At 75.0% G+C, this 13,499-nt stretch carries 10 protein-coding genes; 5 read left to right on the top strand and 5 right to left on the bottom strand.

The genetic code is table 11. The features are described 5' to 3' along the window. Positions 1-66: 66 nt before the first annotated feature. Positions 67-1,980: a DNA primase gene (dnaG, locus tag K7862_RS08930; protein ID WP_222961909.1), complete on the bottom strand. Its 1,914-nt coding sequence runs from the start codon at positions 1,978-1,980 to the stop codon at positions 67-69. A 180-nt stretch (positions 1,981-2,160) separates the two neighbouring features. On the opposite strand from dnaG, the gene K7862_RS08925 reads away from it, so the two are divergent. Further along, a complete protein-coding gene (locus K7862_RS08925) occupies positions 2,161-4,089 on the top strand; it encodes a glycoside hydrolase family 9 protein (protein ID WP_222961908.1) in 1,929 nt (642 codons plus the stop codon). A gap of 33 nt (positions 4,090-4,122) precedes the next feature. Here the strand turns inward: K7862_RS08925 and K7862_RS08920 are convergent, their stop codons facing one another. The 4 genes from K7862_RS08920 to K7862_RS08905 form a co-directional block, all read right to left on the bottom strand. Continuing rightward, a complete protein-coding gene (locus K7862_RS08920) occupies positions 4,123-5,385 on the bottom strand; it encodes an NAD(P)/FAD-dependent oxidoreductase (RefSeq protein WP_222961907.1) in 1,263 nt (420 codons plus the stop codon). A 209-nt stretch (positions 5,386-5,594) separates the two neighbouring features. Continuing rightward, a complete protein-coding gene (locus tag K7862_RS08915) occupies positions 5,595-6,908 on the bottom strand; it encodes a deoxyguanosinetriphosphate triphosphohydrolase (protein WP_222961906.1) in 1,314 nt (437 codons plus the stop codon). Positions 6,909-7,051: 143 nt separating this feature from the next. Then, positions 7,052-7,975, bottom strand: a complete 924-nt coding sequence (locus tag K7862_RS08910; protein ID WP_222961905.1) for a sirohydrochlorin chelatase — start codon at positions 7,973-7,975, stop codon at positions 7,052-7,054. A 116-nt stretch (positions 7,976-8,091) separates the two neighbouring features. After that, the gene (locus K7862_RS08905) at positions 8,092-8,511 is read right to left on the bottom strand and encodes a gamma-glutamylcyclotransferase family protein (RefSeq protein ID WP_308011908.1); all 420 of its coding nucleotides are present in this window, start codon (positions 8,509-8,511) and stop codon (positions 8,092-8,094) included. 615 nt (positions 8,512-9,126) lie between these two features. Here K7862_RS08905 and K7862_RS37425 point away from each other — a divergent pair. From K7862_RS37425 to K7862_RS08885, 4 genes are all read left to right on the top strand, one after another. Continuing rightward, positions 9,127-9,855 (top strand): SanA/YdcF family protein, encoded by a 729-nt coding sequence (locus K7862_RS37425; protein ID WP_308011907.1) that lies wholly within the window; start codon positions 9,127-9,129, stop codon positions 9,853-9,855. Between the two features lie 187 nt (positions 9,856-10,042). After that, positions 10,043-12,148 (top strand): molybdopterin oxidoreductase family protein, encoded by a 2,106-nt coding sequence (locus K7862_RS08895; protein WP_372461532.1) that lies wholly within the window; start codon positions 10,043-10,045, stop codon positions 12,146-12,148. A 66-nt stretch (positions 12,149-12,214) separates the two neighbouring features. Further along, positions 12,215-12,859 carry a GntR family transcriptional regulator gene (locus K7862_RS08890; RefSeq protein ID WP_222961901.1) on the top strand — a complete coding sequence of 215 codons (645 nt, stop codon included), beginning with the start codon at positions 12,215-12,217 and terminating at the stop codon, positions 12,857-12,859. 1 nt (position 12,860) lies between these two features. Further along, complete coding sequence (locus tag K7862_RS08885) at positions 12,861-13,343, top strand: OsmC family protein (protein ID WP_222961900.1); 483 nt, start codon at positions 12,861-12,863, stop codon at positions 13,341-13,343. Positions 13,344-13,499: the final 156 nt, after the last annotated feature.

Genomic DNA, 13,499 nt, shown 5'->3' with positions numbered 1-13,499 from the left:
GGGTCGTGCGGCGGCTTTTTCGCTTTCCGTGACGCTTCGCGTTCGCCGCGCTACCGCCGGGGCCGGCTACAGCCCCGCCGCGCCCTGGACCCGCAGCCGCTGGCCGTACTGCTGAAGCGCCCACAACTCGCCCTGCACGGACGTCATTTCGGCGGCCCCCGACGGCACTCCCTGAGCGGCGAGCCTGGCCTGGGCGGCGAGCACCTGGGCCACCCGCCGCTCCACCGCGTTCATCCTGACCCGGACCAGCACCTCGCCCGCGTAGATCTCCGGGACCTTGTGCATCACCGGTTCCACGGCGAGTTCGGTGACCATCATCCGCACGGTGTCGTCGGGCGCGATGTCGCGCACCCGCGCGAGGTAGTCCTCGCCGGCCGCCTCCACGCCGCCGGCCTCCGCGATCGCGCGGCGCACCGCGACGTAGGGCGGCGCGGTGAACTCGTCCTCGCCGTAGGCGTCGAAGGCCGGCGCGACCAGCCTGGGGTGCTGCAGGGCCAGCTTCAGCAGCTCGCGCTCCACCCGGTGGGCGGGGCTGCGCAGGTCCAGCCGGGGCCCGCGCTGCTGCGCCTGCGGCGCGGCGGCCTGGGCGTACGCGGACCGGTCCTGCCGCCCGCGCTCAGGGGGCGCCGGGGCCCCGGCCGCCCGGGCGCGGGCCATCGCCCGCACCCGGCGGATCATCGACTGCTCCTCGGCCTGCGAGGCGATGCCCGCCATGCCGACCAGCCGGATCGCGTAACGGTCGCGCAGCGCCTGGTTCTTGATCGCCGCGACCACCGGTACGGCGGCGTCCACCGCTGCGACCCGGCCCTCGTCGGTGTCCAGGTTGTAGCGGCTCACGATCGAGCGCAGTGCGAACGCGAACAGCGGCGTGCGGCCGTCGATCAGCCGCTGCACGGCCGCGTCGCCCTCGGCCAGCCGCAGTTCGCAGGGGTCCATGCCGCCGGGCGTGATGGCGATCGAGGTCTCGGCGGCGAACTTCTGGTCGTCCTCGAAGGCCCGCAGCGCGGCCTTCTGCCCGGCCTCGTCGCCGTCGAAGGTGAACACCACCTCGGCGGTGGAGTTGTCCATCAGCAGCCGGCGAAGGATCTTGATGTGGTCGCCGCCGAAGGAGGTGCCGCAGGTGGCGATCGCGGTGGTCACCCCGGCCAGGTGGCAGGCCATGACGTCGGTGTAGCCCTCGACGACGACCGCGCGGCCGGTCCTGGCGATCTCCTTCTTCGCCAGGTCGATGCCGTACAGCACCTGGGACTTGCGGTACAGCGGCGTCTCGGCGGTGTTGAGGTACTTCGGGCCCTGGTCGTCGTCGCGCAGCTTGCGCGCGCCGAACCCGATCACCTCGCCGGTGATGTCCCGGATCGGCCAGATCAGCCGCCCGCGGAAGCGGTCGATGGCGCCGCCGCGGCGGCTCTCGGAGGCCAGTCCGGCGAGGATCAGCTCCTTGTCGGAGAAGCCCTTGCCGCGCAGGTAGCGGACCAGGTGGTCCCAGCCGGCCGGCGCGTACCCGACGCCGAAGTGCTCGGCCGCGGCCTGGTCGAACCCGCGGCGGGCCAGGAAGACCCGGCCGATCTCCGCCTCGGCGCCGCCGAGTTGCTCGACGTAGAACTGAGCGGCCGCCCGGTGCGCCTCGACCAGCCGGATGCGCTCGCCCTGCTGCCGGCCGGGGACGTGGCTGCCCTCCTCGTACCGGAGGGTGATGCCGGCCTGCCCGGCGAGCCGCTCCACCGCCTCGGTGAAGGACAGGTGGTCGACCTTCATTACGAACGCGAGGGTGTCGCCGCCCTCACCGCAGCCGAAGCAGTGGAAGAGGCCCTTGGAGGGGCTGACCTGGAAGGAGGGCGACTTCTCGTCGTGGAAGGGGCAGAGTCCCTTGAGATTGCCGCCGCCGGCGTTGCGGAGCTGCAGGTACTCGGAGACGACGGCGTCGATCGGGACGGCGTCCCGCACCGCTTTCACGTCCTCGTCCCTGATCCTGCCGGCCACGGGGGAATTCTACGGCGCGGTCCGGGGGTGTCCGGGACATTGACCGGAGCATGATCACGGGACTAGCGTGCGGGATTCGTTAGGAACCTTTCCTATCGCTGTCCCGTCGTCGGGATTCCGATCCCGTCGTCGATGCGCGGGGATTCCGTTCCCGTCGTTGATGTGAGGAGAAGCCGCCGCATGCCCTCCACCGACACGCGCCCGTCCCGCGTCCGCCGCGTCGCCACGACCGCCGCCACCGGGATGACCGCCACCGCCCTGCTCGCCGCCGCTGCCCTGGCCGGCGGCGCGGGCACCGCGCAGGCCGCCGCCACGGCCGGACTGGTCCGGGTCAACCAGGTGGGATACGCCGGCTCCGGGGCCAAGGAGGCGTTCCTGCTCACCGAGTCGGCCGTCAAGGGCGCGACCTGGCAGCTCCTGGACGCCTCCGGCAGGACGGCCGCGTCCGGCACCACCCGGACCAGCCTGGGCCGCTGGAACACCGCCTATCCGGCCGTGTACCTCATCGACTTCACCGCCGTGAAGGCCGCCGGCCGCTACCACCTCGTGGTCGGCGGCGCCGCCACCGGCAGCTCCCCCGCCTTCACCATCGGCAGCGCGTCCGCGGTGTTCGCCAAGCCCGCCGACGACGCCACGGCCTTCTTCCAGGCCCAGCGCGACGGCGCCGCGACCGTCCCCGGACAGCTCGGCCGCAAGCCCGCGCATCTCGACGACGCCAGGGCGGCGGTCTACGACTGGCCGGCCTTCACCTCCGACGACGGCGACACCATCGCGGCCGCGCCCCGCAAGATCGGCGGCCAGGTCGACGTCTCCGGCGGCTGGTTCGACGCCGGCGACTACCTGAAGTTCACCGAGACCACCTCCTACGCCGTCGCCGCCCTGGAGATCGCCGCCCGGGAGAAGGGCGCGAGTCCCCACTCCGCGCTCGGCGCGGAGGCCCAGCACGGCCTGGACTGGCTGGGCAAGATGTGGGACGGCTCCACCAGGACCCTCTACATCCAGGTCGGCCTCGGCTCGGGCACCGACAGCGGCAGCGTCGTCGGCGACCACGACGTGTGGCGGCTGCCGGAGAAGGACGACACCGACACCGCCCACCCCTTCCTGAAGAACCGCCCGGTCTTCCGTGCCGCCGCTCCGGGTTCCCGGATCAGCCCCAACCAGGCCGGCCGGCTCGCCGCCGACTTCGCCCTCGTCGCCCAGCGGTACGCGGCGAGCGACACCGCCCGGGCGAGGTCGTACCTGAACACCGCGGCCCAGATCTACGCCCTGGCCGACACCAGCCCCGGCACCCTCGTCACCACCGTGCCCTACGCGTACTACCCCGAGACCACCTGGAAGGACGACCTGGCCTTCGGCGGCGCCGAACTGGCCCTGGCCGCGCAGAGACTGGGCGACGGACGGGCCGCCGGGTGGCTGTCGCAGGCCGCGGCCTGGGCCAAGGGCCACCAGAGCGAGGCGGACGCCGACACCCTCAACATGTACGACACCAGCGCGCTCGCCGACCTGGACCTCGCCCGCGCGATCAGGGCGGCCGGCGGCCCGTCGGGGCTCGCGGTCGGCTACGACGGCCTGATCGGCTATGTGAAGGCCCAGATCGCCACCGGCCGGGCCCGCGCCGAGGCCGATCCCTTCCACGCGGGCGCGGTCTACGACGACTTCGACGCGGACTCCCACACGCTGGGGCTCGCGGCGACCGTCCGCCTCTACCGCACGGTCACCGGCGACACCGGCGCCGACCGGTTCGGCGTCCAGCAGCTCGACTGGCTGCTCGGCGCCAACGCCTGGGGCACCTCGTTCATGGTCGGCGAGGGGGCGAGCTTCCCCGAGTGCACGGCGGGTCAGCTCGGCAACCTCGCGGGCAGCCTCGACGGCTCGGCCCCGCTGGAGATCGGCGCGATCGTCAACGGGCCGAACGGATCCGGGCAGTTCGACGGCGGCCTCGGCGACTACCTCGACGGCATGCGGCACTGCCCGGCGAGCGGTGACCCGTACGCCGCCTTCACCGGCCACGGCAGCCGCTACACCGACGACGTCCGGTCCTGGCAGAGTTCAGAACCCGCCCTGGACATGGACGCGTCGGGCCTGCTGGCCTTCTTCCTGTCCCGCTGACCGCGGCGGGTCCCCCCCTCCCGCCGATGGCCCTCACTCCAGGAAGGAGCCCAGCGGCACGCTCGGGTCGGACAGCGCCTCCGGGTCCACCTCCCGGCCCGAGCGGATCAGCTGCTGGACGGGGTCGGTGACGTCCCAGACGTTGACGTTCATCCCCGCCAGCACCCGCCCCTCCCGCAGCCAGAAGGCGATGAACTGCCGCTTGCCGACGTCCCCGCGGGCCACCACCTGGTCGTAGCTGCCCGGTGCGGCATGGCCGGAGAACTCCATGCCCAGGTCGTACTGGTCGGAGAAGAAGTACGGGATCCGGTCGTACGACACCGGGCGGCCGAGCATCGAACGGGCTGCCGCCGGGCCGCCGTTCAGCGCGTTCGCCCAGTGCTCCGTCCGCAACCGGCCGCCCATCAGCGGGTGTTCGGCGTTGGCGACGTCGCCGGCCGCGAAGATGTCCGGGTCCGAGGTGCGCAGCGCGGCGTCCACCGCCACGCCGCCGCCCTGTTCGCGCCCGGCCGTCGTCAGCCCGGCGGTCTCGGCCAGGGCGGTGCGCGGCGCCGCGCCGATCGCGGCGAGCACGGCGTGGGCGGGGTGCTCCTCGCCGTCGTCGGTCATCACCGAGAGCACCACGCCGTCCTGGCCGGTGATCTCGGTGAGCCGGGTGCCGAAGCGGAACCGCACGCCGTGCTCGGAGTGCAGGTCGGTGAAGACGGCGCCCAGTTCGGGGCCGAGCACGCCGTGCAGCGGCGTCGGTTCCGGCTCCACCACGGTCACCTCGGCGCCGTAGCCGCGGGCCGCGGCCGCCACCTCGAGGCCGATCCAGCCGGCGCCGGCGATCACCAGGTGCCCGTTCTCCCGGCCGAGCCCGGCCAGCACGTTCTTGAGGCGTTCGGCGTGCGCGAGCCGGCGCAGGTGGTGCACGCCGACCAGCTCGGTGCCGGGGATATCGAGCCGGCGCGGCTCGGAGCCGGTGGCCAGCAGCAGCTTGTCGTACTGCAGGGTGGTGCCGTCGCCCAGGCGCACGGTGCGGGCCACCCGGTCCAGGTGGACGACCGGCTGGCCGAGGTGCAGCTCGATGTCGTGCTCGGCGTACCAGGCGGTCCGCTGCACGAAGACCGAGTCGCGCTCGGCGCTGCCGATCAGGAAGCCCTTGGACAGGGGTGGACGTTCGTAGGGGTGGTCGCGCTCGTCGCCGATCAGTATCACCCGGCCGGTGAAACCCTCGGAACGGAGCGTCTCGGCGGCTTTCGCCCCCGCCAGCCCAGCTCCGACGATCACGAAGGTCTGGTGCGCGTCCACCACAGTGTGCCTCCCCGGCGGGTCGTCCGGTGCCCGCGGCCGGGCTTGCCACGAGCGTCCCGCACGGCGCGCGCCACCGGAAGAGCGCCGCGCCGTTTCCCCTCCCAGGCCGCGGGGGTCCACCGGCGCAGTCCGGTCAGCCGGGGGCGAGGCGGGCGCGGGGCCCCGATCCCGCCGATCGGCGACGAGCCGGACGTACCGCCGTCATCCGGTCAGGCGGGGGCGAGACGGGCGTGCAGGGCGGTGGCCGCGGCGTCCGTCAGGGAGGCGATCTGGTCCACGATCGCCCGCCGCCGTCCCGCCTCGTCCCGCGCCGCCTCGAACACCGCGCGGAACTGCGGGTCGAGGCCCTCGGGAGCCCGCTCCAGCAGCGTCTGCGCCAGCTCCCCGACGACCACTCGCTGCTCGGCCCGCCGCCGCGCCTGCGCGTCCCGCTGCATCACGTAGCAGTCCGCCACCGCCTTCAGCACCGCGCACTCCATCCGCTGCTCCCGCGGCACGACCAGTTCCGCCGCGTACCGGGTCAGCCGCGCGCTGCCGTACCGCTCCCGCGTCGCCCCCTCCGCGGCCAGGCAGAACCGGCCGATGAGCTGGGAGGCGGCGTCCTTCAGACAGGCCTGGTCCAGCGCCGAGCCGTCGTACCGCCGCGGCCACCACGGCTGGGCCAGCAGCCGGTCCAGCGCCTCGCCGAGCTCGTCGGGACCGGCGCCCTCCGGCGCGTACCGGGCCGCCGCGCAGGCGAAGACCTCCGCGCGCTCCGGCCCGGACAGCAGCACCCGGGGGTCGATGTGCCCGGCCTGCAGCCCGTCCTCGACGTCGTGCACCGAGTACGCGACGTCGTCCGACCAGTCCATGACCTGCGCCTCGAAGCAGCGGCGGCCCAGCGGGGCGCCCGCCCGCAGCCAGCGGAACACCGGCAGGTCGTCCTGGTACACCCCGAACTTCGGGCTGTCCGGGTCGTCCGGGTGGCCGCCGCGCGGCCAGGGGTACTTGGTGGCGGCGTCCAGCGCGGCCCTGGTCAGATTGAGCCCGACGCTCACCTCCGGCGAGGCGAAGCGTTTGGGCTCGATCCGGGTCAGCAGGCGCAGGCTCTGCGCGTTGCCCTCGAAGCCCCCGCAGTCGGCGGCGAACTCCGCCAGCACCAGCTCGCCGTTGTGGCCGAACGGCGGGTGCCCGAGATCGTGCGCGAGGCATGCCGTCTCGACCAGGTCGGGGTCGCAGCCCAGCGCCGCGCCCAGCTCCCGCCCGACCTGGGCGCACTCCAGCGAGTGCGTGAGCCGGGTCCGCGGGCTGGTGTCCGTCACCGCGTTGCCGGGGCCTCCGGGATCGACGACCTGGGTCTTGCCGGCCAGCCGGCGCAGCGCCGCGGAGTGCAGCACCCGCGCGCGGTCCCGCTGGAACGCGGTGCGCCCCGGCCGCTTGTCCGGCTCGGGCACGTACCGCTCCAGGTCCGCCCCGGAGTACGGGCCGTACCCGTCGTACGGCTCCACGTGCGGATACCGGTCCACCGCCTCGTTCGGGTCCATAGGCACGACGGTAACCGGACGTACCGACGGTGCGGTGGCGCGGCGGCGTACGTGTCAGTGCGGGGTGGCGTACGTAGCGGTGCTGGGCGGCGTACGGCTCAGCGCGGGGTGGCGGCCGCGAGCGGTGTCCGGCGGGGTGCGGCTCAGCGCGGGGTGGCGGCCGCGAGCGGTCCCTGCCAACCGGCGGCGAGCCCGGCGGCGGCCTGCTCGTAGCGGTGGACGACCAGCCGTGCCATGGCGTCCTGCGCGCCGAGCGGTGCCGCGGCGATCCAGGGCGCGGCGGCCGCGGTCTGCGTGGCGAACCGTCCCGGCGCGGTGAAGCAGGCGGCGACGGCGACCCGCCGCAGGCCGCGCACGGTGAGCGCGGCGACGGCCTCGGCCACGGTCGGCGCGGCGACGGACGCGAAGGCCGGTACGACCGGGACGCCGCCGAGCCGGGCGGACAGCAGGGCGGCGGTACGGGCGGTGTCGACGGCCGCGTCGGGATCGCGGGACCCGGCCGCGGCCAGAACGACCGCCTTACCGGGGCCTCCGGCGCTGCCGGACCCCGGGCGGTCCCAGCCGGCCTCCGTGAGCCGGGTGTGCAGGGCCTCAGCGAGCAGCGGATGCGGGCCGAGCGAGCCGGCGACGGCGCCGCGGACGTGGGGCGCCGCCGCGAGCGCGGCGGGCAGGTCGTGCTTGACGTGGTGGCCGCGGCTGAGGAGCAGCGGGACGAGGACGGCGTGGGCGGTGGGGTGCTGCCGGTCGGTCAGGGTGGCGAGGGCGTCGAGGGTGCCGGAGAGCAGCGGCTCGTTCAGCTCGATGTGGCCGAGGCGCACGTCGAGGTCCGGGCGGAGGGCCCGGACCCGCTCCAGCAGGGCGCGCACCGTCGTCACCGCGCGCGGGTCGCGGCTGCCGTGGGCGACGGCGACGAGGACCGGCCGGGGCGGGCGGCCTCCCGCCGGGAGCCGTGCGGACTGTGCGAGGCGGGCGAGGCCGCGGGTGAGCTGCCGGGAGACCTGGCCCACCAGGTCGGCCGGGCCGCCGGGTCCTCCCCCTGCGTCGAGGGGCGCTGTCGCTTCCGCCATCCCCCTATGCTGCGGCCCCCGTGTTACCCCCCGATTGCCCCCGGGTAAGCACGGCTTTCACCCAAATCACCTCCAGGGTCCCGCGCCGGTGAGGCCCGGTCGGGGCGGAGGGCGCCCTACCCGGGGAGGGGCCAGGTGCCGGTCGGGATGGGGTGCGCGGAGTCGAGGAGGTCGGCGGCGAGGGAGGGACCGGCCAGGTAGAGCCAGGCGGCACGCGGGCCCCGGGCGGTGTGGACGTCGCGGACCACGCGGAGGTAGAGGCTGCCGGGGTCGTCCGGCGCGTACGACTCCAGGCGGTCCAGGTCCGCGAGCACCCGGGCGAAGTGTTCCGGCGGGATGTCCACGACGTCCCCGTGCACCACGGCCGCCCCGGCCGGATCGGCGACGGCGAAGGGATAGCCGGGCCCTTCGAAGAGCAGCGTGCCCGGCAGCGTGGCGGGCGTCCAGGACGCGGTCCTGCCGGCCAGCAGCGCGTGGTTGCGCTCACCGGCGCGCAGGGTGCCGTACACGAAGAACGGCAGGTGGCGTTCGGTCACTCGGGCCTCCGGGTGCGGGGTCGGGGCGTTGTCAGAGGTCCCCCCTACTGTGATCCACCGCTGGGTCGCGCGCCGCGGAGGGGGCGGCGCGGGACCCGCTCCGCACGTGTGCCTGCCGGCGGCATGCTGAGGCGCTGCCGCCGGCACCATCGGCTGCCCGCCTCAACCAGGCGGACGGCACCCGCCAGAGGGTCCCGTCCTGGGGCGGCCCCGCGGGCGACGTCCTTCGGCCGAGGCGGGCTTCCGCCGTCTTGCTCTCGTGCGGCGGCGCACCGCCCCAGTCGGCGCGTCCACCCGCAACAGAACCGCGGCCCCGCCGCCGTTGCCGTCGGAACCTCGCCGCAACCGGCCGGGAATCCACCGCCGGCACCATCGGCGGCCCGCCGAGACCAGGTGAACGGCAGCCGCCAGTGGCCCACTTGGCAACGTCCGGGAGTACCGCCGGGGTGCCGGGCGCCGTCCGCCCGGCGGGATTGCTGCCGTACCAGGCCCGCGGGCCCGGGGACGCCCCCAGGTCGCCCACCCGGACTCGCCGCGCGCGAGCGCCCCGCAACCACGGCCCGCGCCCCCGCGTCGATCATCGTGACACCCGCGTCCCCGGCGAAAGGCGGACCCGTGCGACGTCCCCGTACGGACTGGCTCTCCGCGGCGGCCGCCCGGCTGCGGTCCCGCGTGCGTCTTCCCCGGACCCGGGCCGGGCGGCGCCGGGCGGTGCGGCTGCTGGTCGCCGCCGCGGTGCTCGCGCTGCTGCCCGCGACCTGGGTGCGGCTGGCAGGCGATCCGCGCGTGCGGTCGGAGGCGGACGTGCCGGCCGAGCCGGTGGCCGTGGTGTTCGGCGCGGGTCTGTGGCAGGGGCGGCCGTCCCCCTACCTGGCGCACCGCCTGGACGCCGCGGCCCGGCTGTACGCGGCGGGCAAGGTCCGCGTGCTGCTCGTCACCGGCGACAACAGCCGCACGTCGTACGACGAACCGGGCGCCATGCGCGCCTACCTCACGGCGCACGGGGTCCCGCGCGACCGGATCGTGGTGGACGACGCCGGGTTCGACACCTGGGACTCGTGCAGCAGGGCGCGGCGCGTCTTCGGCGTGGACCGTGCGGTCCTGGTCAGCCAGGGCTTCCACATCCGCCGGGCCCTGGCGCTGTGCGCGGCCGCCGGGATCGACGCGTACGGCGTCGGCGTCGACGAGCCGCACGACGTGACCTGGCTGGCCGGCGGCGCGCGGGAGATGCTGGCCGACGGCAAGGCGGTGCTGGACATGACCGTCAGGCCCGACCCCCGGTTCCTCGGGCCGCACGAGAACGGCGTGGCGCGGGCCCTCACAACGCCCGACGGACGGCGCTGAGGCCCGCGTGCCCGCGGTGTAACCGGCGGGAGGGCGGAGCGAAACACCGTCCCCGCAGGCTGGGCGCATGAGCGCGCCCCCGGCCACCGGCCCCTCCACGAGTCCCGCGGCCCCCGGCGAACCGGCCGGTCCGGCCCGCCGCCAGGCCGTGGACACCCACTGCCCGTACTGCTCCCTGCAGTGCGGGATGCGTGTCCGCCCGGGCGGCGCCGGCGCCCCCGCCGAGGTGCTGGAGCGCCCGGACTTCCCGGTGAACCAGGGGGCGTTGTGCGGAAAGGGCCGCACCGCCGCCGAGGTGCTGTCGCCCGCCGCGCGGCTCACCTCTCCCCTGGTGCGGGGCACGGACGGCGTGCTGCGTCCCGCCGAGTGGTCCGAGGCGCTGGACCGGGTGGCCGACGGTCTGCTGCGGGCCGGCGCGGCGTACGGCCGGGACGCGGTCGGCGTCTTCGGCGGCGGCGGCCTGACCAACGAAAAGGCGTACGCGCTGGGCAAGTTCGCCCGGGTGGTGCTGCGGACCTCGCAGATCGACTACAACGGCCGGTTCTGCATGGCGTCGGCGGCCGTCGCGCACCAGCGCGCGTTCGGGCTGGACCGCGGGCTGCCGTTCCCGCTGGAGGACGTGGCCCGCACGGGCTGCGTGATCCTCGTCGGCTCGAACCTGGCAGACACCATGCCGCCGGCCCTGCGCTATCTGACCGAACTGCGGGAGAACGGCGGCCGGTTGATCGTGGTCGACCCGCGCAGGACCCGCACCGCCGAGCAGGCCGACCTGCACCTGCAGCCGCGTCCGGGCACCGACCTGGCGCTGGCCCTGGGCCTGCTGCACCTGGTGGTGGCCGAGGGGCGACTGGACGAGGAGTTCATCGCGTCCCGCACCTCGGGCTGGCAGCGAACCCTGCCCGGGGTGATGGCGCACTGGCCGGAGCTGGTCGAGCGGATCACCGGCGTACCCGTGCCCCAACTGCGGGAAGCCGTCGCGATGTTCTGCGACGCGGCCGACTCCATGGTGCTGACAGCGCGGGGACCCGAGCAGCAGGCGAAGGGCACGGACACCGTCAGCGCCTGGATCAACCTGTGCCTGGCGACCGGCCGTTCGGGCCGTCCCCGGTCCGGCTACGGTTGCCTGACCGGGCAGGGAAACGGGCAGGGCGGCCGCGAACACGGCCAGAAGGCCGACCAGTTGCCCGGTTACCGCAAGCTCGACGACCCGGCGGCCCGCGCCCACGTCGCCGCGGTGTGGGGCGTCGGCCCGGACGACCTGCCGGGGCCGGGCCGCAGCGCGTACGAACTGCTGGACGCGCTCGGCCGGGACGTCCGCGCTCTGCTGCTGATGGGCTCCAATCCGGTGGTCTCCGCGCCGCGCGCAGCCCATGTGACCGAACGCCTGCGGGCGCTGGACTTCCTGGCGGTGTGCGACGTCGTGCTGTCGGAGACCGCGGCGCTGGCCGACGTGGTGCTGCCGGTGACGCAGTGGGCCGAGGAGACGGGCACGACGACGAATCTGGAGGGGCGGGTGATCCTGCGGCGCAGGGCCGTCGACCCGCCGCCCGGTGTGCGGTCGGACCTGGAGGTGCTGGCGGAGCTCGCCCGGCGGTTGGGCCGGGACGACGGCTTCCCCACCGATCCGGAAGAGGTGTTCGCCGAGCTGCGGCGCGCCTCGGCGGCCGGCCCCGCCGACTACGCCGGGATCTCCTACGCGCGGATCGCCGCCGAGGACGGGGTGTTCTGGCCGTGTCCCGCCGAGGACGCGCCGGGGACGCCGCGGCTCTTCCTCGACCGGTTCGCGACGCCCGACGGGCGGGCCCGGTTCACCCCGGTCCAGCATCGGCCGTCCGCGGAGGAACCGTCGCCGGAGTACCCGTACTACCTGACGACCGGCCGCGTCCTCGCGCAGTACCAGTCCGGGGCGCAGACCCGGCGGGTGCGGGAGCTGAACGCGGCGGAGCCGGGGCCGTTCGTCCAGCTCCACCCGCGGCTCGCGGCCCGCCTGGGAGTCGCGGACGGCGAACTGCTGGCGGTGACCAGCAGGCGCGGGCGGGCGGTGGCGCCGGCCCGGATCTCGGCGGCGATCCGGCAGGACACCGTGTTCATGCCGTTCCACTGGCCGGGCGAGGGGCGGGCGAACACGCTGACCAATCCCGCGCTGGATCCGGCGTCGCGGATGCCGGAGTTCAAGGTGTGCGCGGTGCGGGTCGAGGCGGAGGGGAGCGCCGCCTCAGGCGAAGTGGGGGCCGAAGTCGGGGCCGAAGTCGGGGCCGAAGTCGGGGACGGGGCCCGGGACGACCCCAGCTGAGGGCGGCCGCGGTTCCGCACTCTGCATACATTGCATGCAATGCATACGGCGACGTAGGCTGGCGGTGTGCGGCAGACCGACTCACACACCGACTCCGCCCGCGCGCGCCTGCGGAACCTGATCGTCGCGGGCGCCTACGCGCCCGGCCAGCGGCTGACCGAGACCGAGGTCGCCGAGTCATTGGAGATGAGCCGTACGCCCGTGCGGGAGGCGTTCCGCGCGCTGGTCTCCGACGGGCTGGTGCGGTCCGCCGGGCGCGGCGTGCAGGTCGTGGCGCTGGACGCCGCGGCGCTGCGGGACGCCTATCAGGTGCGGGCGGCACTGGAGGCGCTCACCGCGGAGCTCGCCGCCGTCCGCCAGGCCCAGGGCCGCATTGCGCCGGCCGACCTGGCCGCGCTGGTCGGTGACGCCGAGGAGGCCGAGTCGGCGACGCTGGCCGGCGAGTTCGAGCGGGCCGTCGGCCACAACCGCCGGTTCCACACGCGGATAGCGGAGCTCGCCGCCAACCCGGTCGCCTCGGCCGCGCTGGACCGCCTGTGGGACCAGATCGTGGTCTCCACCCGCGCGTCCCTGGAGCCGCCGCACCGCCCGGCGCACGTCAACGCCCAGCACCGCGAACTGCTGGCCGCCATCCGCGAGGGCCGGGCGGCCGACGCCGCCGCGACGGCCCGCGCCCACGTCATGGACACCCTCGGGGAAGGAAGCGACTGAGATGCCCTCCGCCCGGCAGCACACGTACGAGACCGAGGTCGTCTGGACCGGCAACCTCGGCACCGGCACCGACTCCTACCGGTCCTACCGCAGGACCCACGACGTCGCGGCGGCCGGGCTGCCCGCGATCGCCGGCTCGGCCGACCCGCACTTCCGCGGGGACGCCGACCGCTGGAACCCCGAACAGCTGCTGCTGGCCGCGCTCTCCCAGTGCCACATGCTGTCGTACCTGCACGTGTGCGCGGTCAACGGCGTCGTGGTGACCGCCTACACCGACCGCGCGACCGGCACGATGGAGGAGACGGGCGGCGGCGCCGGCCACTTCACCCGCGCGCTCCTGCACCCCCATGTCGAGGTCGCCTCCCCCGACATGGCCGACAAGGCCCGCACCCTCCACGCCGAGGCCCACCACCTCTGCTTCATCGCGAACTCCGTCAACTTCCCGGTGGAGCACGAGCCCACGGTGACCGTCGCCGAGGGCTGACCGCCACCCGCGCCCCCGACTCCCGCCCTGGCAGGGAACATCGGCATTCACGAGGGCGCGGCGGCAGAGGTCGGGCCACTGGCGACGATCCGGTTCACGAAGCCTCCCCGGCTTCGCCGGACCGCGGCCTGGCCCTGTTCGCGTCGAGGGTGGAGC

This window comes from Actinacidiphila acidipaludis (assembly GCF_019890725.1).
Taxonomy (GTDB): Bacteria; Actinomycetota; Actinomycetes; order Streptomycetales; family Streptomycetaceae; genus Actinacidiphila; species Actinacidiphila acidipaludis.
This window is presented reverse-complemented; position numbering and strand designations above follow the sequence as displayed.

Excerpts from the sequence above, each read along its gene's own strand:
- K7862_RS08925 (WP_222961908.1), top strand. The coding sequence starts at position 2,161 with ATGCCCTCCACCGACACGCGCCCGTCCCGCGTCCGCCGCGTCGCCACG.
- K7862_RS08895 (WP_372461532.1), top strand. The coding sequence starts at position 10,043 with ATGCGTGTCCGCCCGGGCGGCGCCGGCGCCCCCGCCGAGGTGCTGGAG.
- K7862_RS08885 (WP_222961900.1), top strand. The coding sequence starts at position 12,861 with ATGCCCTCCGCCCGGCAGCACACGTACGAGACCGAGGTCGTCTGGACC.
- K7862_RS08915 (WP_222961906.1), bottom strand. The coding sequence starts at position 6,908 with ATGGACCCGAACGAGGCGGTGGACCGGTATCCGCACGTGGAGCCGTAC.
- K7862_RS08910 (WP_222961905.1), bottom strand. The coding sequence starts at position 7,975 with ATGGCGGAAGCGACAGCGCCCCTCGACGCAGGGGGAGGACCCGGCGGC.